This window comes from Agromyces sp. Root1464 (assembly GCF_001427265.1).
Lineage (GTDB): Bacteria > Actinomycetota > Actinomycetes > Actinomycetales > Microbacteriaceae > Agromyces > Agromyces fucosus.
In genome coordinates, this window is the sequence record NZ_LMFU01000001.1 from 309,985 (window position 1) to 327,761 (window position 17,777).

17 protein-coding genes are annotated in these 17,777 nt (G+C 71.7%); 9 read left to right on the forward strand and 8 right to left on the reverse strand.

Features of this window, described 5'->3' with window-relative positions; translation table 11 throughout:
* Positions 1-11: 11 nt before the first annotated feature.
* The 4 genes from ASD23_RS01450 to ASD23_RS01465 all read right to left on the reverse strand — a co-directional run bounded on the left by ASD23_RS01450 (position 12) and on the right by ASD23_RS01465 (position 3,963).
* Positions 12-1,052 carry a CPBP family intramembrane glutamic endopeptidase gene (locus tag ASD23_RS01450; RefSeq protein WP_235507597.1) on the reverse strand — a complete coding sequence of 347 codons (1,041 nt, stop codon included), beginning with the start codon at positions 1,050-1,052 and terminating at the stop codon, positions 12-14.
* 53 nt (positions 1,053-1,105) lie between these two features.
* Positions 1,106-2,791 (reverse strand): 3-ketosteroid-delta-1-dehydrogenase, encoded by a 1,686-nt coding sequence (locus ASD23_RS01455; RefSeq protein WP_056005305.1) that lies wholly within the window; start codon positions 2,789-2,791, stop codon positions 1,106-1,108.
* A gap of 114 nt (positions 2,792-2,905) precedes the next feature.
* Positions 2,906-3,394, reverse strand: coding sequence for a GNAT family N-acetyltransferase (locus ASD23_RS01460; protein ID WP_056007541.1), 489 nt, complete (start codon positions 3,392-3,394; stop codon positions 2,906-2,908).
* 53 nt (positions 3,395-3,447) lie between these two features.
* A complete protein-coding gene (locus ASD23_RS01465; protein WP_056005308.1) occupies positions 3,448-3,963 on the reverse strand; it encodes a MarR family winged helix-turn-helix transcriptional regulator in 516 nt (171 codons plus the stop codon).
* Positions 3,964-4,108: 145 nt separating this feature from the next.
* Between ASD23_RS01465 and ASD23_RS01470 the strand changes: the two genes are divergently transcribed.
* The 4 genes from ASD23_RS01470 (at position 4,109) to ASD23_RS01485 (ending at position 8,833) form a co-directional block, all read left to right on the forward strand.
* Complete coding sequence (locus ASD23_RS01470) at positions 4,109-5,404, forward strand: SufS family cysteine desulfurase (protein ID WP_235507598.1); 1,296 nt, start codon at positions 4,109-4,111, stop codon at positions 5,402-5,404.
* Positions 5,401-5,859 carry a Fe-S cluster assembly sulfur transfer protein SufU gene (sufU, locus tag ASD23_RS01475; RefSeq protein ID WP_056005312.1) on the forward strand — a complete coding sequence of 153 codons (459 nt, stop codon included), beginning with the start codon at positions 5,401-5,403 and terminating at the stop codon, positions 5,857-5,859. Before ASD23_RS01470 ends, sufU begins: the two co-directional genes overlap by 4 nt.
* Positions 5,860-6,156: 297 nt before the next feature.
* Positions 6,157-7,620 carry a Gfo/Idh/MocA family protein gene (locus tag ASD23_RS01480; RefSeq protein ID WP_082571086.1) on the forward strand — a complete coding sequence of 488 codons (1,464 nt, stop codon included), beginning with the start codon at positions 6,157-6,159 and terminating at the stop codon, positions 7,618-7,620.
* A gap of 28 nt (positions 7,621-7,648) precedes the next feature.
* The gene (locus ASD23_RS01485) at positions 7,649-8,833 is read left to right on the forward strand and encodes an NEW3 domain-containing protein (RefSeq protein WP_082571226.1); all 1,185 of its coding nucleotides are present in this window, start codon (positions 7,649-7,651) and stop codon (positions 8,831-8,833) included.
* 78 nt (positions 8,834-8,911) lie between these two features.
* On the opposite strand, the gene ASD23_RS01490 is transcribed toward ASD23_RS01485, so the two are convergent.
* Together ASD23_RS01490 and ASD23_RS01495 are read right to left on the reverse strand one after the other, a co-directional pair.
* A complete protein-coding gene (locus ASD23_RS01490) occupies positions 8,912-10,258 on the reverse strand; it encodes a class I SAM-dependent methyltransferase (protein WP_082571087.1) in 1,347 nt (448 codons plus the stop codon).
* A complete protein-coding gene (locus tag ASD23_RS01495) occupies positions 10,255-11,634 on the reverse strand; it encodes an FAD-binding oxidoreductase (RefSeq protein WP_056005315.1) in 1,380 nt (459 codons plus the stop codon). Before ASD23_RS01495 ends, ASD23_RS01490 begins: the two co-directional genes overlap by 4 nt.
* Positions 11,635-11,735: 101 nt before the next feature.
* Between ASD23_RS01495 and ASD23_RS01500 the strand changes: the two genes are divergently transcribed.
* On the forward strand, positions 11,736-12,413 hold the full coding sequence (locus ASD23_RS01500) for a YdeI/OmpD-associated family protein (protein ID WP_056007559.1): 678 nt from the start codon (positions 11,736-11,738) through the stop codon (positions 12,411-12,413).
* 13 nt (positions 12,414-12,426) lie between these two features.
* On the opposite strand, the gene ASD23_RS01505 is transcribed toward ASD23_RS01500, so the two are convergent.
* Positions 12,427-13,230: an alpha/beta fold hydrolase gene (locus tag ASD23_RS01505; RefSeq protein ID WP_056005318.1), complete on the reverse strand. Its 804-nt coding sequence runs from the start codon at positions 13,228-13,230 to the stop codon at positions 12,427-12,429.
* Positions 13,231-13,380: 150 nt separating this feature from the next.
* On the opposite strand from ASD23_RS01505, the gene ASD23_RS01510 reads away from it, so the two are divergent.
* Genes ASD23_RS01510 through ASD23_RS01520 form a run of 3 tightly spaced genes read left to right on the forward strand, consistent with a single transcriptional unit; the run spans position 13,381 to position 15,937 of the window.
* Complete coding sequence (locus tag ASD23_RS01510; RefSeq protein ID WP_056005321.1) at positions 13,381-14,091, forward strand: DUF2306 domain-containing protein; 711 nt, start codon at positions 13,381-13,383, stop codon at positions 14,089-14,091.
* Between the two features lie 5 nt (positions 14,092-14,096).
* On the forward strand, positions 14,097-15,251 hold the full coding sequence (locus tag ASD23_RS01515; protein ID WP_157376974.1) for a sensor histidine kinase: 1,155 nt from the start codon (positions 14,097-14,099) through the stop codon (positions 15,249-15,251).
* On the forward strand, positions 15,248-15,937 hold the full coding sequence (locus ASD23_RS01520) for a response regulator (protein WP_056007563.1): 690 nt from the start codon (positions 15,248-15,250) through the stop codon (positions 15,935-15,937). Before ASD23_RS01515 ends, ASD23_RS01520 begins: the two co-directional genes overlap by 4 nt.
* A gap of 16 nt (positions 15,938-15,953) precedes the next feature.
* Here the strand turns inward: ASD23_RS01520 and ASD23_RS01525 are convergent, their stop codons facing one another.
* Positions 15,954-16,457 (reverse strand): bifunctional nuclease family protein, encoded by a 504-nt coding sequence (locus ASD23_RS01525; protein ID WP_056005327.1) that lies wholly within the window; start codon positions 16,455-16,457, stop codon positions 15,954-15,956.
* 164 nt (positions 16,458-16,621) lie between these two features.
* On the opposite strand from ASD23_RS01525, the gene ASD23_RS01530 reads away from it, so the two are divergent.
* A complete protein-coding gene (locus ASD23_RS01530; protein ID WP_056005330.1) occupies positions 16,622-17,761 on the forward strand; it encodes an acyl-CoA dehydrogenase family protein in 1,140 nt (379 codons plus the stop codon).
* The last annotated feature ends 16 nt before the right edge of the window (positions 17,762-17,777 follow it).

The following is a 17,777-nucleotide window of genomic DNA, read 5'->3' on the forward strand; positions in this document are numbered from 1 at the left end:
CGCGCGCGGCGTCAGCCGAGCCGGGCGTCGAGCCGGTCGCGACGGAACTGCCCTGCCGCGACGAGCACCGCGACGACCGCGGCCATCACGGCACACGTGATGAGTCCGGCGGGTCCCGCCAGCCACGCCGGCGGCACCGGCGAGTCGGCGGCGACGACGAGCGCTCCGAGACCGGCCGCCGCGTTGAACGCCCCGTGGCCGAACACCGCCGGCCACACCGACCCGGTGTGGAGCCTGGTCCAGCCGAGCAGCACGCCGAGCACCATGCAGGCGAGGATCATGAGCAGCACGCCACTGACGTCGGTGAGCCCGAAGTTGTAGCCGAGCAGGATCAGCGGCGAGTGCCAGAAGCCCCAGAACGCACCGCTGAGGAGCAGCGCCGGCCACACCCCGAGGGGCCGCAGTGCGGGCAGCAGCCAGCCGCGCCATCCGATCTCCTCGCCGAACGCCAACGGCGCGTTGATGATCGCCCCGATGGGGATCATCACGAGCTGCATCGTGACGAGCAGCATGATCGGCGGGGCGGGCGTGCCGGCAGGGAGCATCGCATCGAGCTGCTCGGCGAAGCCCGAGAAGCCCACGAGGTCGAAGCGCGCGAGGTCGAGCAGGCCGACCACGGCCAGCCCGGCGGCGATGAGCAGCGGCAGTATGACGATCGCGACCGCCGACATGCCGAGGGTGCGACCGAGCGGGCGGAGCGGCCACATGCCGAGGTCGCGCAGGATGCCTCGTGCGCCGCGGCGCCCGCGCTGCCGCCGTTCCACGAGCAGCGCCGCGACCGTGGCGATCGCCGGGGTGAGCATCATGGCGGCGGCGATCACCGGCAGCAGCGGGTCGGTCATGCCGAGCCCGCGCACCCAGAGCGGCGAGGCGACGGCCCAGGCGAGCCCGCACGAGACGACCGCGAAGACCGCGACCGCAGCCCAAGGAACGCGGGTCGCCTCGCTGTGCCCGGACTCGGGCGCTGCGTCGCGCGCAGCTCGGGGCACTGCATCGGGTGTCGCGGCATCGGAGGTCGTCGAGACGGTCGGGTCGGCACGTTCATCGCTCACGCGATCCACGCTAACCACGCGCGCCGCCTCGCGGATCCCCCGCGCGACGGAGTTCAGCGCTGGGAGTCGACGGTTCGCGCCGCCATCGCATGACTCGCGGCGATGTGCCCGTAGACGAGACCTTGGCCGATCGTGGCGCCTGCGCCCGGATAGCTCTCGCCGAAGACGTTGGCCGCCGCGTTGCCGATCACGTAGAGGCCGCGGATCGGCGCGCCGTCTTCGGCGAGCGCCCGCCCCGCTGCGTCGGCGGTGATGCCGCCGCACGTGCCGAGGTCGGAGAGCACGACGCGCACGGCGTACAGCGACGCCGGGTTCAGTGGTCGGAGGTTCGGGTTCGGCGCGATCGTGGGGTCGCCGTAATAGCGGTCGTAGGCGCTGGCGCCGCGACCGAAGTCGTCGTCGACGCCGGCTGCGGCGAGTTCGTCGAAACGGCGGGCCGTCTCTCCCAGCGCGACGGTCGGAACGCCCATCCGTTCCGCGAGCTCCGTCCACGAGGAGCCCCGCACGGCGATGCCGTGCTCGTACCAGGCCTTCGGCAGCGACATGCGCGGGAACACCTGGCCGCCGAGCAGGTAGCTGTTGCGGTACTCCTGGTCGAACACGAGCCACATGGCGCCGACCGGCCGTCCCTCGCGCTCGCGCTCGAGCACGTCGTGACCGAACGACATGTAGTCCTCGGCCTCGTTGAGGAATCGCGTGCCCGCGCCGTCGACGATGAAGGAGCCGGGCAGCGAGCGCTCGGCGAGCATCACGACGGGACGCTCCCCGGGCAGCGGGGCGATCGCGGGGAACCACCAGGCCTGGTCCATCAGTGCGACGCCCGCGCCGAGTTCCTGCGCGGCGCGGATCGCGTCGCCGGTGTTGCCGTCGCTGCCGAGGCTCCAGTCCTCGAGCGCAGCTGACTGCGCGGCTCGCCGCAATGCGAGGTCGTGGTCGAACCCGCCGGCGGCGAGCACCACGCCGCGGCGGGCGGTGATCATGATCTCCCGGCCGTCGCGCGTGACGACGGCGCCGACGACGGCCCCGTCGCCATCGGTGACGAGTCGCTCGAGGCCCGCCTCCGTCCACACCGGGATGCCGGCGCGGACGACGCCGTCGAAGAGCCCCGCGGCGAGCGCGCGACCTCCTGCGGCGTACTCGCGCCCGATGAGCTTGCCGCCGATGCCCTGGATCGCGCGCTTGATCGCGACGCCGAAGCCGCGCACCGGTGACTTGGCCATGAGGTTCAGCCACTTGTAGTCGGCGCCGGTCACGGGCATCGGGAGCGGCGCCTCCATGACGGCGGGCCGCAGCCGTGCTCGCTCGGCGCCGAGCCGTGCGACGTCGAACGGTCGGCACTCGCAGCTTCGGCCCGCGGGCGAGCCGCCGGGCAGTTCGGGGTGGTAGTCGGAATAGCCCTGGGCCCATGCGAACCGCATGCGCGTCGTGCGCTCGAGCATGCGCACGGTGTCGGCGCCGTGCTCGAGGAAGCTCTCCCAGCGGGGCGCCGGACTCGTTCCGTCGACGACCGCGCTCAGGTACTCGCGGGCCCGCTCGAGCGAGTCCTTCGCGCCGGACGCCTCGAGCACCGGGTTGGCGGGGATCCAGAACGCCCCGCCCGATCGAGCCGTGGAGCCTCCGACGAACGCGGTCTTCTCGACCACGAGCACCTCGGCGCCCTGCTCGTGCGCGGAGAGGGCGGCGGCGAGCCCGGTTCCCGATCCGACCACGAGCAGGTCGATCGTCATGTTCTCGGTCATCTTCGACGCAGCTCCGATTCATCGGCGGACAGTGCAGCCATCCTCGCCGATGTGCACGTCGTGCACAATAGGCACGTCGTGCCACTCGTGTCAGCCGCCCGCGGACGGAGCAGCTCAGAGGAAGAGCTTGAACCCCACGTGGGATGCCGCGAACCCGAGCCGCTCGTAGAAGCGATGCGCGTCGACGCGGCGGGCGTCCGACGTCAGCTGCACGAGCGAGACTCCCTGTTCGCGCGCATGGCCGATCGCCCACGCGATCATCGCGGAGCCGAGGCCGAGGCCCCGCAGCTCCTCGGACACGCGCACCGCCTCGATCTGCACCCGCGTCGCCCCACGGCGCGCGAGCCCGGGGATGACGGTGAGCTGCATGGTGCCGACCACCCGGCCGTCGGCGGTCTCGAGCACCGTCAGGGTCTGCGCGGCATCGGCGTCGATGGCCTCGAACGCACGCTGGTAGGGCTCCGCCCCGGTCGGGTCGGGCGTCTCCTCGGCGGCGCGCAGCGAATCCGCGGCGATCAGCGCGACGAGGGCGACGAGGTCCTCGCGCCGCGCACGCCGAAGGATGAACGTGGAACCACCGGCTTCGAGCGTCGCGAACGTCATGCTCTCAACCTCCCACACGATCGGGAGGGCGGATGCCGCGGCATCCGCTGCCGTCACTCCGGGTCCTGCGCGAGCCGCCGCAGCAGGGCGGCGAGCGTCGCCTGCTCCTCGCGGCTGAGGCCGCGGAGTTCCTCGGCCTCGCGCTCCGCGAGCGTGCGCATGGCGGCATCGACGCGGGTGGCGCCCTCGTCGGTCAGCCGCACGAGCACGCTCCGGCCGTCGCGCGGGTTCGGCCGGCGTTCGACGAGGCCTCGGCGCGTGAGGTTGTCGAGCCGGTTCGTCATGGCGGCACTGCCGATCATGGTCGCCTCGATGAGCTGCGCCGGGCTGAACTCGTGCGGCGGGTCCTCGCGGCGGAGCGCGGCCAGCACGTCGAACTCCCAGACGGCGAGCCCCGCGCCGCTGAAGGCGGCCGCACGCAGCCGCCCGAGGCGATTCGCCACGCGCCGGAGCCGCGACATGACGTCGAGCGGTGTCAGGTCGACCCCCGGCAGGCGGTGCGACCAGGCGTCGATCAGCAGGTCGACCTCGTCGTCGCGGTCGCCGCGCTCACTCACGCTCCGGGGCATACCGCCACGGTATCCGAACCGGCGCGCCGAACGCATTCCGGGCGCGTGAGATGACGGATGATCCGTCTCACGGCGATCACCGATCGAAACTGCGTCAGACTGGAAGGGTGCAGGCGATCGCCTACGCGGCCCTCTGGGAGGAACAGTGACCCTCGATCGAACGACGACCATCGACGGTCTGCTGCCGACGGATCTCCGTCGCGACTTCCCGTACCTCGACCAGGAGCTGAACGGGCATCCGCTCGCCTATCTCGACTCCGGCGCGACCGCGCAACGACCGATCGCCGTGCTCGACGCCGAGCGCGCCTACCTCGAGCACGCGAACGCCGCCGTGCACCGGGGCGCATCGACCCTCGTCGGCACCTCGACGACCGCGTTCGAGGAGGCGCGCGAGACGGTGGCGCGCTTCGTCGGCGCCGGTAGCCGCGAGATCGTCTGGGCCTCGAACGCCACGGACGCGATCAACATGGTCGCCCTCGGCATGGCGGATGCCTCGGCCGGCCTCGGCGGGCCGGAGGCAGAGATCTTCCGGCTCGGCGCGGGCGACGAGATCGTCGTCACCGAGGCCGAGCACCACGCCGACCTGATCCCGTGGCAGCGCCTCGCGGCGAAGACGGGTGCGACGCTGCGCTTCATCCCCGTGAACGACGACGGCACGTGGTCGATCGACGACGCGGCATCCGTCATCGGACCCCGCACGCGGCTCGTCGCCTTCGGGCACGTCTCGAACGTCACCGGCTTCCTCGCCCCCGCCGCCGAGGTCGTCGAGCTCGCCCACCGCCACGGTGCGCTCGTCATGCTCGACGCCTGCCAGTCGGTGCCGCACCGCCCCGTCGACTTCGCCGAGCTGGGCGTCGACTTCGCCGCGTTCTCGGCGCACAAGATGCTCGGCCCGACCGGCATCGGCGTGCTGTACGGCCGCCAGCACCTGCTCGACGCGCTGCCGCCCGCGCGAACGGGCGGCTCCACGATCACCACCGTGACGATGGAGTCGGCGTCGTTCCTGCCGGCACCGCAGCGCTTCGAGGCGGGCACGCAGCCGGTCTCGCAGGCGATCGCCCTCGCCGAGGCGGTGCGCTACCTCGACGGCCTCGGCATGCAGCGCGTGCACGCGCACGAGGAGGCACTCGCAGAGCTGCTCGTCGAGGAGACGTCGCGCGTCGCCGGCGTGCGACTCGTCGGGCCGCCGCCCGGCAGCCCGCGTGCTGCACTCGTGAGCGTCGACGTGCCCGGTGTGCACGCCCACGACGTCGGCCAGTTCCTCGACTCGCAGGGCATCGCCGTGCGCGTCGGCCATCACTGCGCCCAGCCCCTGCACCGGCGGCTCGGACTCCGGGCGACGACGCGCGCGAGCGCCTACGTCTACACGACGGCCGACGAGGTGCGCCGATTCGCGGCGGCGCTCGCCGAGGTGCGCGGCTTCTTCGGGGTCGGCGCATGAGCGACCTCTCGGGCCTGTACCAGGAGCTCATCCTCGACCACTCCAGGCGACGACTCGGCGACGGCGAACTCGCCGAGCCGCACGCGACGCACCACGAGCTGAATCCCACGTGCGGCGACGAGATCACGATGGGCATCCGCCTCGACGCATCCGGCACCGTGCTCGACGAGATCGGCTGGACCGGCGACGGCTGCAGCATCTCGATGGCCTCCGCCTCGGCGCTCACCGAGCTCGCGGCGGGCGCGGAGCTCGACCGGGTCCGGGAGCTCATCGACGGGTTCCGCACGATGATGCGCTCGCAGGGCGCGGGCGAGGCCGATGAAGAACTGCTCGGCGACGCGATCGCCTTCCACGGCGTCTCGAAGTACGTCATGCGCGTGAAGTGCGCCATGCTCGCGTGGGTCGCGCTCGAGGCGTGCGTCGCCGCGGCGAGCGCCGACGACTCGCGCTCCTGACGGCCGCGCTCGCCGCCGGTGCCGCGAGCGAACGAGCAGGATCCGCTCATGGTGCACCCGCTGGGGTCGGGCGCATCTTCGCCCGCTCTCCCCCAGATCAGGTTGCCTTTCCGCGCGCCGCGACACGTCGTTCGCGCAGCAGTACCCGGCCACATCCTCCGATCGGCACGCACCGTGACTGATCAATACTGATCGAATGGCGCAATCTTCGATCATCTCTTGACACGAATCGATCAGGCCAGCAAGGTATGGGATTACCGAGCTTCACCGAGTTCCCTGACCGACTTGGAGAGTGTCATGACGCGTTTTCTCACCACCCCCCGCCCCACGGAGGAGCCGATCATCGCGGATCGGGATCCGGGGGCATTCGGCTTCAGCCGGCGCAACCTCCTCGGCGGACTCCTCGCCGGCGTCGCCGTCACCGCCGTAGTCCCCTCGGTCGCCAACGCGGCGATCATCCCCGCCAGGAAGGGCGGCGCGACCTCGATGGCGAACGAGCCCTTCGAGGCCGTCGACGTCGTCAAGATCGGCCTCATCGGCCTCGGCAACCGCGGCATGGGCATGCTGAACGGATGGGTCGACGTGCCAGGCACCGCCGTCACGGCGGTGTGCGACATCCGTGCCGATCGCGCAACGATTGCGGCCGACCGGGTCGCCGGCAAGGGCAAGCCGCGACCTCGCGAGTACGGCGGCAGCGACGAGTCCTTCCAGAAGATGCTCGACACCGAAGAGCTCGACCTCGTGTACGTCGCGACGCCGTGGGAGTTCCATCACGCGCACGGCAAGGCCGCCCTGCTCGCGGGTGCCCACGCGGCGATCGAGCTGCCGATCGCGACCGAGCTCGACGAGCTCTGGGACCTCGTCGACACGTCCGAACGCACACGAAAGCACCTGTTCCTCGCCGAGAACTGCTCGTACGGGCGCAACGAGCTCGCGATGCTGAAGATGGCGCACGAGGGCGTCTTCGGCGACGTCACGAGCGGACACGGCGGCTACCTGCACGACCTCCGCTCCCTGCTGTTCGCCGACGGCTACTACACCGACGACTGGCGTCGCCTCTGGCACACCCGCAGCACGGCGAGCTTCTACCCCATGCACGGGCTCGCCCCGATCGCCGCGGCCATGGACATCAACCGGGGCGACCGCCTCGAGACGTTGACCGCGACGGCGACCGCGGCGCGCGGCCTCGCCGACTACCGCGAGCGCTTCGTTCCGCGCGACCACCGCTCGTGGAAGGAGGAGTACATCAACGGCGACCTCGTGACGTGCATGATCACGACGGCGAACGGCCGCACGATCCGCGCCGAGCACAACGTCAGCCAGCCCCGACCGTACAGCCGCATCAACACGCTCGAGGGCAGCCGCGGCATCTTCGAGGACTACGTCGGCGCCGACTCGACGGGTGCCCGCATCTACGCGGAGCCGTACCACGGCGGCGACACCTGGCGCGGGGCGAGCGCGATGCGCACGGAGTTCGACCACTGGCTCTGGAAGGACCTCGAGGGTCCGGCCGCCGGCGGCGGCCACGGCGGCATGGACTACATCCTGCAGTGGCGGATCGTGCAGCAGATGCGCTCAGGCCTCGTGCCCGACATCGACGTCTACGATTCCGCCGCCTGGTGCGCACCCGTACCACTGAGCGTGACGTCGCTCGAGAAGGGCGGCAAGCCGGTCGAGGTGCCCGACTTCACGCGCGGCGAGTGGAAGAAGCTGCGCCTCGGGCTCGATTCCACGCGATCCGCCATGCCCGCCGTCGTCTGATCGATCAGCTGAGAGGAAGAACATGTCCATGAAGTTCCTTCGCCGGGCCGCCGTCGCCGGCGTGCTCGTGCTCGCGGCATCCACCTGGTCGACCGCGGCGGGTGCCTTCGCCGAGGAGTCGCCGGCGACGACGCAGTCGCCCGCGTCCACCGAAGCCCCGTCGACCGACGACGCGCCGCAGACCGAAGCGCCCGAATCGGATGCCCCGGCCACCGAAGCGCCCGAAACGGATGCACCGGCCACCGAAGCGCCCGAATCGACCGCTCCCGCGCCGGAGTCGTCGAAGCCGAGCGACACCGCACCCGAGGCATCCGACGCCGCCGAGCCCGCACCCGAGATCACCGTCACGGTTCCGGAGGTCGGTCTCGACGGGCCGGCGATCGCCGACGTCGAGATCACGGTGTCGAACGATTCGGCGCAGAAGATGAGCTCGGTCGCCGTCTCGTTCGCCGGCCCGGTCGGCTGGCAGGTCGTCCCGTCGAGCCAGAAGCTCGACGCGATCAAGCCCGGCCGCGAGCAGACCGCGACGTTCCAGATCCGCATCCCCGAGAAGCGCCCCGGCTTCGCGCTGCGCATCTTCACGGCGACCGTCACGTACAAGGGCGGTGACGGTGCCGGAAGCGCGACCGGCATCCGTGCGATGCCGACGAGCCCGCCGACCGATTCGCTCGCCGCGCTCTACAACAACGTGGGCATCACGGCCCTGTCGCAGACGACCGCCGGCAACTTCGACGGCGAGGGCAACACGTTCTCGGCGGAGCAGCTCGCCGCGGTGGGCGCAGCGCCGGGAGCGACGCTCGAGGCGCTCGGCGCCACGCTGACGATGCCGGCGTCCCAGCCGGGCACCGCCGACAACGTGACGGCGGCCGGGCAGGCGCTCCGCATCAGCGGGCAGGGTCAGCGCCTCGTCTTCCTCGGCTCCGGATCGAGCCTCGGCGCGACCGGCACGGCGACCGTCTTCTACACCGACGGCACGACGAGCTCGGGCGCGATCGGATTCCCGAACTGGTCGTTCCACGACGAGAATGCGCACGGCGCCGAACTCGCGATCTCGACGAACGGCCGCAACCGACCGAGCGGCTACGGCGATGCCGCCTACCAGTACCGCATGTTCGCGCACTCGGTGCCGCTGACGGCGGGCAAGACGGTCGACTTCGTCGTACTGCCCACGAACGCGACGATGCACATCTTCTCGATCGCGGTCGCTCCCTGACCCGTTCGCGTTGAACGATTCGCGCCCGGCCGATCGCATCGGCCGGGCGCGAACGTGTGAGCGGGGCTGCTCAGTGACTCACGGCGTCCACCACGGCCGGAGCGGGAGGTCGCCGTTGCCGCCGCGCTCGTCGGGTCGCACGGCGAGCACCTGGTGCAGCTGGATGCCGCCGGTCTCGAATGCGAGACGCGAGCCGGCCATGTACAGGCCCCACACCTTCGCGGTCGGCAGCCCGACCTCGGCGACCGCTTCGTCCCAGTGCGCGACGAGGTTCGCGCACCAGTCGCGCAGCGTCATCGCGTAGTGCAGTCGCAGGTTCTCCTCGTGCATCACCTCGAGGCCGACATCCTGGGCCTCGGTGATGATGCGGCCCGAGCCGGTGAGCTCGCCGTCGGGGAAGACGTAGCGGTCGATGAACCCCTTCGCCGCGGGCTCGGAGCGGTTGTCGGGGCGCGTGATGCAGTGGTTCAGCAGCAGTCCGCCCATGCGCAGTCGCGACTGCAGGAACGTGAAGTACGACGCGTAGTTGCGCACCCCGATGTGCTCGAGCAGGCCGATCGAGGAGACCGCATCGAACCCGGTCTCGGTGATGTCGCGGTAGTCGCCGTACCGCACCTCGGCGAGGTCGCCGAGCCCCTCGTCGAGGATCGCCTGCTGCGCCCACGCCGTCTGCTCCGCCGACAGCGTGACACCGAGGGCGCGGATGCCTCGGCGCGCGGCGTATCGCACCATGCCGCCCCATCCGCAGCCGACGTCGAGCAGCCGGTCGCCCGGTTGCAGGCGCAGCTTCTCGAACACCAGCCGGTACTTGTTCTCCTGCGCTTCGTCGAGCGAGGCCCGGGCGTCGGGGTAGCACGCGCACGTGTACGTCATCGAGGGCCCGAGCACCCACTCGTAGAAGGTGTTCGAGACGTCGTAGTGGTGGTGGATCGCCTCGGCGTCGCGGCTCTTGCTGTGCCGAAGGCCCTCGGCCACTCGCCGCCAGCGGGGCGGCGCCTCCTGCGGCGGCGGCGCGATGGGGCGCAGGTGCTCCAGGCCGATCGAGCGGATGACATGGGCCATCGTGCGCGGCGGCGGCAGCTTGAACACGAGTTCGTCGGCCAGCGCCTTCAGCAGCTCGTAGGGGTCGCCGGGGTGCACACCGTGGATGTCGATGTCACCGGCGATGTACGCGCGGGCGAGCCCGAGGTCGCCGCGGCCGGTGGCGAGGTAGGTCGTGCCCCTCGGGCTCTTCAGTTCGATGCCGAGTGCCGCGTCGGCCGGCCCGGCCGAGCTGCCGTCGTAGGCGGTGAAGCGCAGCGGCAGCCGGCCGCCGGCGAAGATCTCGAGGATCTCGGCGAGGGTGAGCTTGCCCGAGGCATCCGTCGCCTCATGCTGGTCGCCCGTCGCCGTCGTCTCGGCCGCCGTGCCCTTGGTCGTGGTCATCGTCGTTGCACCGCCTTCGCATAGAGGTCGAGGAGTCGTGAATCGGGGTCGTACCGCACCTTCGCGGCGCGATAGGCGTCGCCGCCGTAGAGCGCGTCGAACTCGGCGCGCTCGTAGAACGCGTCGGAGTAGAGCGACTTGTGGCCGTCGAGCGCGCTGACCTCGCGCTCGATGCGCCGGTTCGTCTCGCCCTCGCTCGCGCCGACCGGCACCGTCGACCAGAAGCCGACGTTCACGTAGCTGCGGTGCGGCTCGAGGGGGTAGAGCGGCCAGGCGTCGTCGCCGCGCAGGCGCAGCGGGCACAGCCAGATCGGCTCGATCGGCACGTGCTCGAGGAACCAGTCGAGGAACTCCGCGCATCGCTCGATCGGCACCTCGACGTCTTGGATGACGCGTTCGCGGGGCGGCAGGCCCTTCAGCGCCTCGATGCGGTTGCCGAGGTCGTAGCGGCGTTCGAGGCGCATGAGCTTCGCATAGGAGCGGCTGCCTCGGTACCGGCGCGGCCAGAGGCGGCGAACGAGCGGATGCTGCGCGCCGAACGCCTCGGAGCACCAGAACCAGTCGGTGTCCCACCGCCAGAGGTAGTCGTGGGTCGTGAGCCGGTCGCGTGCAGCGCCGTCGTCGTGCTGGATGGAGCGGTAGAAGACGCGCTGTCCGGTGTAGTCGCTGACGGGTCCGGATGCCGCGGTACGCCGGCCGAGGCAGAGGTACGACTCCTCGGCGCTGAACACGACGCCGTCGAGGGAGTCGACGTCGACGCCGTCGTGCCGGCCCGTGTCGATGATGGCCGTCATCGCGGCGACGAGCTCGTCGATCGCATGGAATCGCAGGTGGGTGAGCGCGACGTACGGGAGCACCGGTTCGAGCGCGATGCGAAGGCGCACCGCGTATCCGAGGGTGCCGTACGAGTTCGGGAAGGCGCGGAAGAGGTCGGCATGCTCGGTCGGCGATGCCGTGAGCACCTCCCCCGCCCCGGAGAGGATGTCCATCTCGAGCACGGACTCGTGCGGCAGGCCGTTCCGGAACGAGGTCGACTCGATGCCGAGGCCCGTCACTGCCCCGCCGAGGGTGATCGTCTTCAGCTGCGGCACGACGAGCGGCGCGAGCCCGAACGGCAGCGTCGCCGCCACGAGATCCTCGTAGGTGCACATGCCCGCGACGTCGGCGGTGCGCGCCTCGACGTCGACCGCGATGACGTGCGTCAGACCCGAGGTGTCGAGGCCGGGGGCATCCGTCGCGGCCCTCGACCGGAAGAGGTTGGAGGTGCGCTTGGCGAGTCGCACCGGCGAACCCGCCGGCACCGCCCGATAGCTCGCCAGCAGTCGCTCCACGCCGTCGGCGTGAGCGGCCCGTGCGTCGGTCGCGGGTGCAGACACGCCTCCAAACTAGTCCGCGGTGCCGTCGTGCGCACCAGCTCGAACGCATGATCTCGTGCACGTGGGCCCTGCACATCAGTGGGTGCTGGCAGACTCGGGGCATGACGACGGAGATCGGCACTCCCGGCGGCACTCCCGAGCGGCCGGCGCGCTTCTTCGCCTCGCCCGAGGAGTTCCGCGCGTGGCTCGAGGCCAACCACGACACGGCGACCGAGCTCTGGATGGGCCTGTACAAGAAGCACGTACCCGATCGCGGGCTGACGTGGGAGCAGGCGGTGCCCGAGGCGCTGTGCTTCGGCTGGATCGACTCGGTCTCCCAGCGCATCGACGACGACGCGCGCCGCCAGCGGTGGACCCCGCGCAAGGCCGCGAGCACCTGGTCGAGCGTCAACATCGCGCTCGTCGAGCAGCTCACTGTTGAGGGGCGCATGCACGAGGCGGGCCTCGCGGCCTTCGAGCGACGGCGCGAAGACCGCTCGGGCATCTACTCCCACGAGAACCCCGATCAGGAGCTGCCGGTCGAGGCCGCCGCGCGGCTGGCCGCGAACCCCGGGGCATCCGCGTTCTGGCAGGCCGCGACACCGACGTACCGCCGTCAGGCGACGCACTGGGTGCTGACCGCGAAACAGGAGGCCACTCGCGAACGACGGCTCGTGCAGCTCATCGACGACAGCGCGGCCGGCCGCCTCGTCTCGTTCCAGCGCTACGGCGAGACACCGAAGTGGGTCGAGCGCGCCGCGGCGGCAGCGCGAGCGGCGGCGTCGGGCTCGGCAGGCTGAGGCGCGACGGCGGTCAGGCGGCCGGCGCGCCGAAGAACTCGAGCGCGGCCTCGCGGAACACCCGCGAGCCCGGCGCGTTGAAATGGTGCCGCCCCGGCAGTTCGACGAACGTGCCGTTCGGCGTCGCGCGCGCCAGCAGCTTCGACTGCGCGAGGATCGCGTCCTCACTGCCCGTGGCGAAGAGGATCGGCTGCAGCGGCGGGTGCGCGACATCGGGGTCGGCGTCGCCGAGGCGCATGCCCTCGGCGAGCGCGACGAGCGCGCGCAGGTCGTTGCCGGGCACGCGTTCGGCCAGGGTCACGTAGTTGCGGGTGACCTGGTCTTCGACCGGGGTGCCGTGGTCGGCGAACGCCCGCGCCTGCTCGATCTGCAGTCGCGCGAGGGGGCGCCCGTCGGGGATGCCGCCGAGCACGGCGCGCTCGACGTGATCCGGCAGCTGCACGGCGACCTGCCAGCCCACGCGCGCGCCGAGCGAGTACCCGGCATAGACGACGGTGTCGAGCAGGTAGGTGTCGAGCACGGTCGTGATGTCGTCGACGAAGGCGTCCATGCCGTAGGCGGATGCCTCGTGCGGCTTGTCGCTCGCGCCGTGACCGCGCTGGTCGATGCCGAGCACGCGGTAGCCGGCACGGGTGAGGTCGCGCACCCAGCCGGTGTTCACCCAGTTGTCGCGGCAGCTCGAGGCGAAGCCGTGCACGCACAGCACGGTCGGTGCGTCGTCGTCGCCCCACAGGTAGGTCGCGATGCGGATGCCGTCGCCCGACATCACGTACTGCGGCGCGGGCATCTCGGTGAGGGCGGGGAGGGAGGCATCCATGTCAGCCATTGTCGCGCGGGCGTGGTCTCGACACGGCGCTGGCGCGCCTACTCGACCGACGGAGACGGCGGCGTGCCTCGGCCGAAGGGATGAGACCGATCGGGCCGATCGCCCGATGCCGAGTGCCACCGTTCCCGCGAGCATCGGGTCATGACCGAAGCATCCGCTCGTCCCACCGTTCCGCGCACGACCCGGCACCCCGGCCGGGAGTGGCTCGCGCCGGCCGGCCTCATCCTCCTCAGCCTCGTGCCGGTCGTCGCCGGCAGCATGCGGCTCACCGAGCTCGCGAGCGATCCGGTCGTGACGGCCGACAACGCGCGCTTCGTCGTCTTCCCCGCCCCGGTCGTCGTGCACATCGTCGGCGCGACGGTCTTCGCGTTGCTCGGCGCCCTGCAGTTCGCACCGTCGCTGCGCCGGCACCGCTGGCATCGCATCTCCGGACGCATCGCGGCGCCCGCGGGCTTCCTCGCCGCCGTGTCGGGCCTGTGGCTGACGGTCTTCTCCGACCTCCCCGCCTCCGACGGAGAGGCGCTCGCCGTCATCCGCCTGGTGTTCGGCACCGCTATGGCCGCGAGCATCGTCGTCGCCGTCGTGGCCGTGCGTCGCGGCGACATCCGCCGGCACAGTGCGTGGATGACCCGGGGGTACGCGATCGGCCTGGCGGCCGGCACGCAGGTGTTCACGATGCTCCCGTGGTTCCTGCTCTTCGGCGAGCCCGACGTGAACGTGCGCGCCGCGCTCATGGCCGCCGGCTGGGTGATCAACCTCGCCGTCGCCGAGATCGTCATCCGGCGCCGCGACGCGCGAGGCATGTTCCGTCCTTCCGGCCGATCCGCTCGTGCCGCCGCAGCCCTACGATGAGGGGCATGACGAGCCCCGTCCGCTCGCTGTGGGATGCGCCGGCCGCATCACCGCCGCCGCCCCGTCGCGTGTGGCGCGACTGGGTGCTGGTGACCGTGATCCCGCCGCTCGTACTGCTCGAGGCGGCGCTGCGCACCGAGGTGGCATGGCGCTGGCTCTGGGCCGTGGTGCTCATCGTCCTCGTGCCGACCCTGCTCTGGCGTCGCGCCCGGCCGCTCCTCATGCTCGTCATCGCGTTCGGCACCGGCGCGGTGGTCGCCGTGGCGACGGGCGGCGACCCGCAGTTCGTGTCGACCGCCTACATGCTCCTGCTCGTCTACGCCGCGTTCCGGTGGGGCGACGGACGTGCTCGCATCGCCGGCGCCGCGCTGCTCGCCGCCTCGACGACGCTCTCCCTCGCCATCGGGCCGACGACGCCCACCGACCTCATCGGCGGCGCCGCCGTGCTCGTCGCCACCGTCTCGCTCGGCGCAGGCCTCCGCTGGCGGGCGGCGTCGCGAGCCCGTGAACTCGATCGGGTGAAGCTCGACGAGCGCGAGCAGCTCGCACGCGACCTGCACGACACCGTGGCCCACCACGTCTCGGCGATCGCGATCCAGGCGCAGGCGGGCACGGCCCTGGCGCCCACCGATCCGGCCGCCGCGGCCGCCGCACTGCGGACGATCGAGGGCGAGGCGTCGCGCACCCTCGCCGAGATGCGCTCGATCGTGCGGGTGCTGCGCCGAGCGGATGCCGCCGAGCTCGCGCCCGGGCCGGGCCTCGGCGATCTCGGCGCGCTCGCCTCGGGTGACTCGACCGGCGCCGCCGATGCCGCGGCTCGTGCCCCTCGCGTCGACGTGCACCTCACCGGTGACCTCGCGTCCGTGCCGCCGACGATCGGCGCCGCCGTCTACCGCATGGCGCAGGAGTCGGTCACGAACGCACGCCGCCATGCGCGCGGTGCCACTCGCGTCGAGGTGCTCGTGCGGGTCGACGACGCCGGGATCCGGCTCGACGTGCGCGACGACGGTGACGCCGCGGCATCCGGCTCGCCCGGTTTCGGCATCGTCGGCATGGTCGAGCGCGCGACGCTGCTCGGGGGCACCTGCACCGCCGGCCCGGCGCCCGACGGCGGATGGACGGTCGTCGCCGCACTCCCCCGCAGCGGGTGGTCGACATGACCGTGCGCGTGCTGATCGCCGACGACCAGGAACTCGTGCGCGCCGGCCTCCGGGTGCTCCTCGACACGCAGCCCGGCATCGAGGTGATCGCCGAGGCCGCCGACGGCGCCGAGGCGATCGCGCTCGCCCGCCGTCTGCGGCCAGACGTGTGCCTCCTCGACATCCGCATGCCGGGCACCGACGGGCTCGAGGCCACGAGGGCGCTCGCCGGTCCGGATGTCGCGGAGCCGATCCCCGTCGTCGTGATCACGACCTTCGACCTCGACGAGTACGTCTACGCGGCACTTCGAGCCGGCGCTCGCGGCTTCCTCTTGAAGGATGCCGGCCCGACGATGCTCGCCGAGGCCGTGCACGCAGCCGCCCGCGGCGACGCGCTGATCGCGCCGAACGTGACGGTGCGGCTGCTCGAGGCCTTCGCCGGCACGGGATCGGCGGGTTCGCCGTCGTCGACCACGAGATCCGGCTCGCAGCCCGCCCAGCCCTTCGAACCACCGACCGCCCGTGAGCGCGAGGTGCTGGCCGCCGTCGCCCGCGGCCTCGGCAACACCGAGATCGCGAGCGAGCTGCACATCTCGCTCAGCACGGTGAAGACGCACGTCGCGAGCCTCATGACCAAGCTCGGTGCGCGCAATCGCGTCGAGCTCGCGATCTGGGCGCTGGGCGAGAAGCACCGCCGTCGCGACTGAGCCCTCCGGCCGCCGCTCAGCCCTGGAAGTCCTCGGGATCCACGTCGTCGAGGAACCGCTTGAACTCGTCGAGCCGCGCCTCGTCGCCGGACTCGGCCGCGAAGTCCACCATTTCCGCGGGGATCCCGGCCGCTTCGAGCACGTCGTCGGCCACCCAGATCGGCGCGTCGGCACGCAGCGCGAGCGCGATGGCGTCCGACGGGCGCGAATCGATGGTCTGGGGGCCCGACGGCGTGATGAGCGAGATCTCGGCGAAGAAGGTGCCCTCGTCGATGCGCGTCAGGTCCACTCGGCGGAGTTCTGCGCCGACGGCGGTGAACAGCGTTGCGATGAGGTCGTGCGAGAGCGGCCGGGGCGCCTGCCGCCCCTCGAGGGCGATGAGGATCGACGTGGCCTCCTGCGTGCCGATCCAGACCGGCAGCACGAGCCCGGTCCCGGACTCCTCGTGCAGCGGCTTCAGCAGCACGAGGTTGCGTTGCAGGGAATCGAGCGCGATTCCGATGACCCGGACCTGGACCATGGCGCCTCCCGTCCGATGCTCGGGCGTGACCCTGCCATGGTACGTCGGGCACCGCTCGGCCGCCTCTGTGGGCCGGGCGGCGACACGGAGCGGTCCGTCCGTCCGCGGCGTCACGCGCCGGACTAGGCTCGGCCTCACCGGCAGCGACGAAGGCCGAGGGGGCCATGGGGAACGCACTCACCGAAGACCAGCTCGCGATCGTCGACGCGGTGCGCGACTTCACGGCGGCCGAGCTGGCCCCGTACGCGAACGAGCGCGATCAGGCGAAGCACTTCCCGATCGAGGCGCTCGAGCACGCGGGCCGGCTCGGACTCGGCGGAATCTACGTGCGCGAGGACGTCGGCGGGTCAGAGCTCGGCCGATTCACCGCCGCCTTGATCTTCGAGGAGCTCGCCAAGGGCGACACCGCGATCGCGGCCTATGTCTCGATCCACAACATGGTGGCGTGGATGATCGACCGGTACGGCGACGACGGGCAGCGCGAGCAGTGGCTGCCCGCGCTCACCACCTTCGTGAACCGCGGCAGCTACTGCCTGACCGAGCCGTCGGCCGGGTCGGATGCCGCGGCGATCATGACGACCGCCAGGCGCGAGGGCGACGAGTACGTGCTGAACGGCGTGAAGCAGTTCATCTCGGGCGCCGGATCGTCGGCGGTCTACCTCGTCTTCGCTCGCACCGGGGAGCCGGGGTCGCACGGCATCAGCGCGATCATCGTGCCCGCCGCGGCATCCGGCCTCTCGTTCGGCCCCGACGAGAAGAAGATGGGCTGGAACGCCCAGCCGACGCGCCAGGTCGTGCTCGACGCGGTGCGGGTTCCCGTCGGCAACCGTCTCGGGGCCGAGGGCGATGGCTTCGCCATCGCGATGTCGGGACTCGACGGGGGCCGGGTGAACATCGCCGCCTGCTCGATCGGGGGCGCGCAGTGGGCGCTCGACCAGACCCTCCGCTACGTCAGCGAGCGCGAGACCTTCGGGCATCCGCTCAGCGACCACCAGTCGGTCGTCTTCACGCTCGCCGACATGGCGACCGACCTCCACGCCGCCCGCCTGCTCGTGCACGATGCAGCGGAGGCGCTCGACGCCCGGCTGCCCGACGCCACCTCGAGGTGCGCGATGGCGAAGCGCTTCGCGACGGACGCCGCGTTCACCGTTGCGAACAGCGCGCTGCAGCTGCACGGCGGCTACGGCTACCTCTCGGAGTACGGCATCGAGCGGGTCGTGCGCGACCTGCGGGTGCACCAGATCCTCGAGGGCACGAACGAGATCATGCGCATGATCGTCGGCCGGCGGCTGCTCGGCCGCTGACGCGACGCGCCCGCTG

Excerpts from the sequence above, each read along its gene's own strand:
- sufU (WP_056005312.1), top strand. The coding sequence starts at position 5,401 with ATGAGCGACCTCTCGGGCCTGTACCAGGAGCTCATCCTCGACCACTCC.
- ASD23_RS01485 (WP_082571226.1), top strand. The coding sequence starts at position 7,649 with ATGAAGTTCCTTCGCCGGGCCGCCGTCGCCGGCGTGCTCGTGCTCGCG.
- ASD23_RS01480 (WP_082571086.1), top strand. The coding sequence starts at position 6,157 with ATGACGCGTTTTCTCACCACCCCCCGCCCCACGGAGGAGCCGATCATC.
- ASD23_RS01490 (WP_082571087.1), bottom strand. The coding sequence starts at position 10,258 with ATGACCACGACCAAGGGCACGGCGGCCGAGACGACGGCGACGGGCGAC.
- ASD23_RS01460 (WP_056007541.1), bottom strand. The coding sequence starts at position 3,394 with ATGACGTTCGCGACGCTCGAAGCCGGTGGTTCCACGTTCATCCTTCGG.
- ASD23_RS01465 (WP_056005308.1), bottom strand. The coding sequence starts at position 3,963 with ATGCCCCGGAGCGTGAGTGAGCGCGGCGACCGCGACGACGAGGTCGAC.
- ASD23_RS01510 (WP_056005321.1), top strand. The coding sequence starts at position 13,381 with ATGACCGAAGCATCCGCTCGTCCCACCGTTCCGCGCACGACCCGGCAC.
- ASD23_RS01500 (WP_056007559.1), top strand. The coding sequence starts at position 11,736 with ATGACGACGGAGATCGGCACTCCCGGCGGCACTCCCGAGCGGCCGGCG.
- ASD23_RS01515 (WP_157376974.1), top strand. The coding sequence starts at position 14,097 with ATGACGAGCCCCGTCCGCTCGCTGTGGGATGCGCCGGCCGCATCACCG.
- ASD23_RS01525 (WP_056005327.1), bottom strand. The coding sequence starts at position 16,457 with ATGGTCCAGGTCCGGGTCATCGGAATCGCGCTCGATTCCCTGCAACGC.
- ASD23_RS01530 (WP_056005330.1), top strand. The coding sequence starts at position 16,622 with ATGGGGAACGCACTCACCGAAGACCAGCTCGCGATCGTCGACGCGGTG.
- ASD23_RS01455 (WP_056005305.1), bottom strand. The coding sequence starts at position 2,791 with ATGACCGAGAACATGACGATCGACCTGCTCGTGGTCGGATCGGGAACC.
- ASD23_RS01520 (WP_056007563.1), top strand. The coding sequence starts at position 15,248 with ATGACCGTGCGCGTGCTGATCGCCGACGACCAGGAACTCGTGCGCGCC.
- ASD23_RS01505 (WP_056005318.1), bottom strand. The coding sequence starts at position 13,230 with ATGGATGCCTCCCTCCCCGCCCTCACCGAGATGCCCGCGCCGCAGTAC.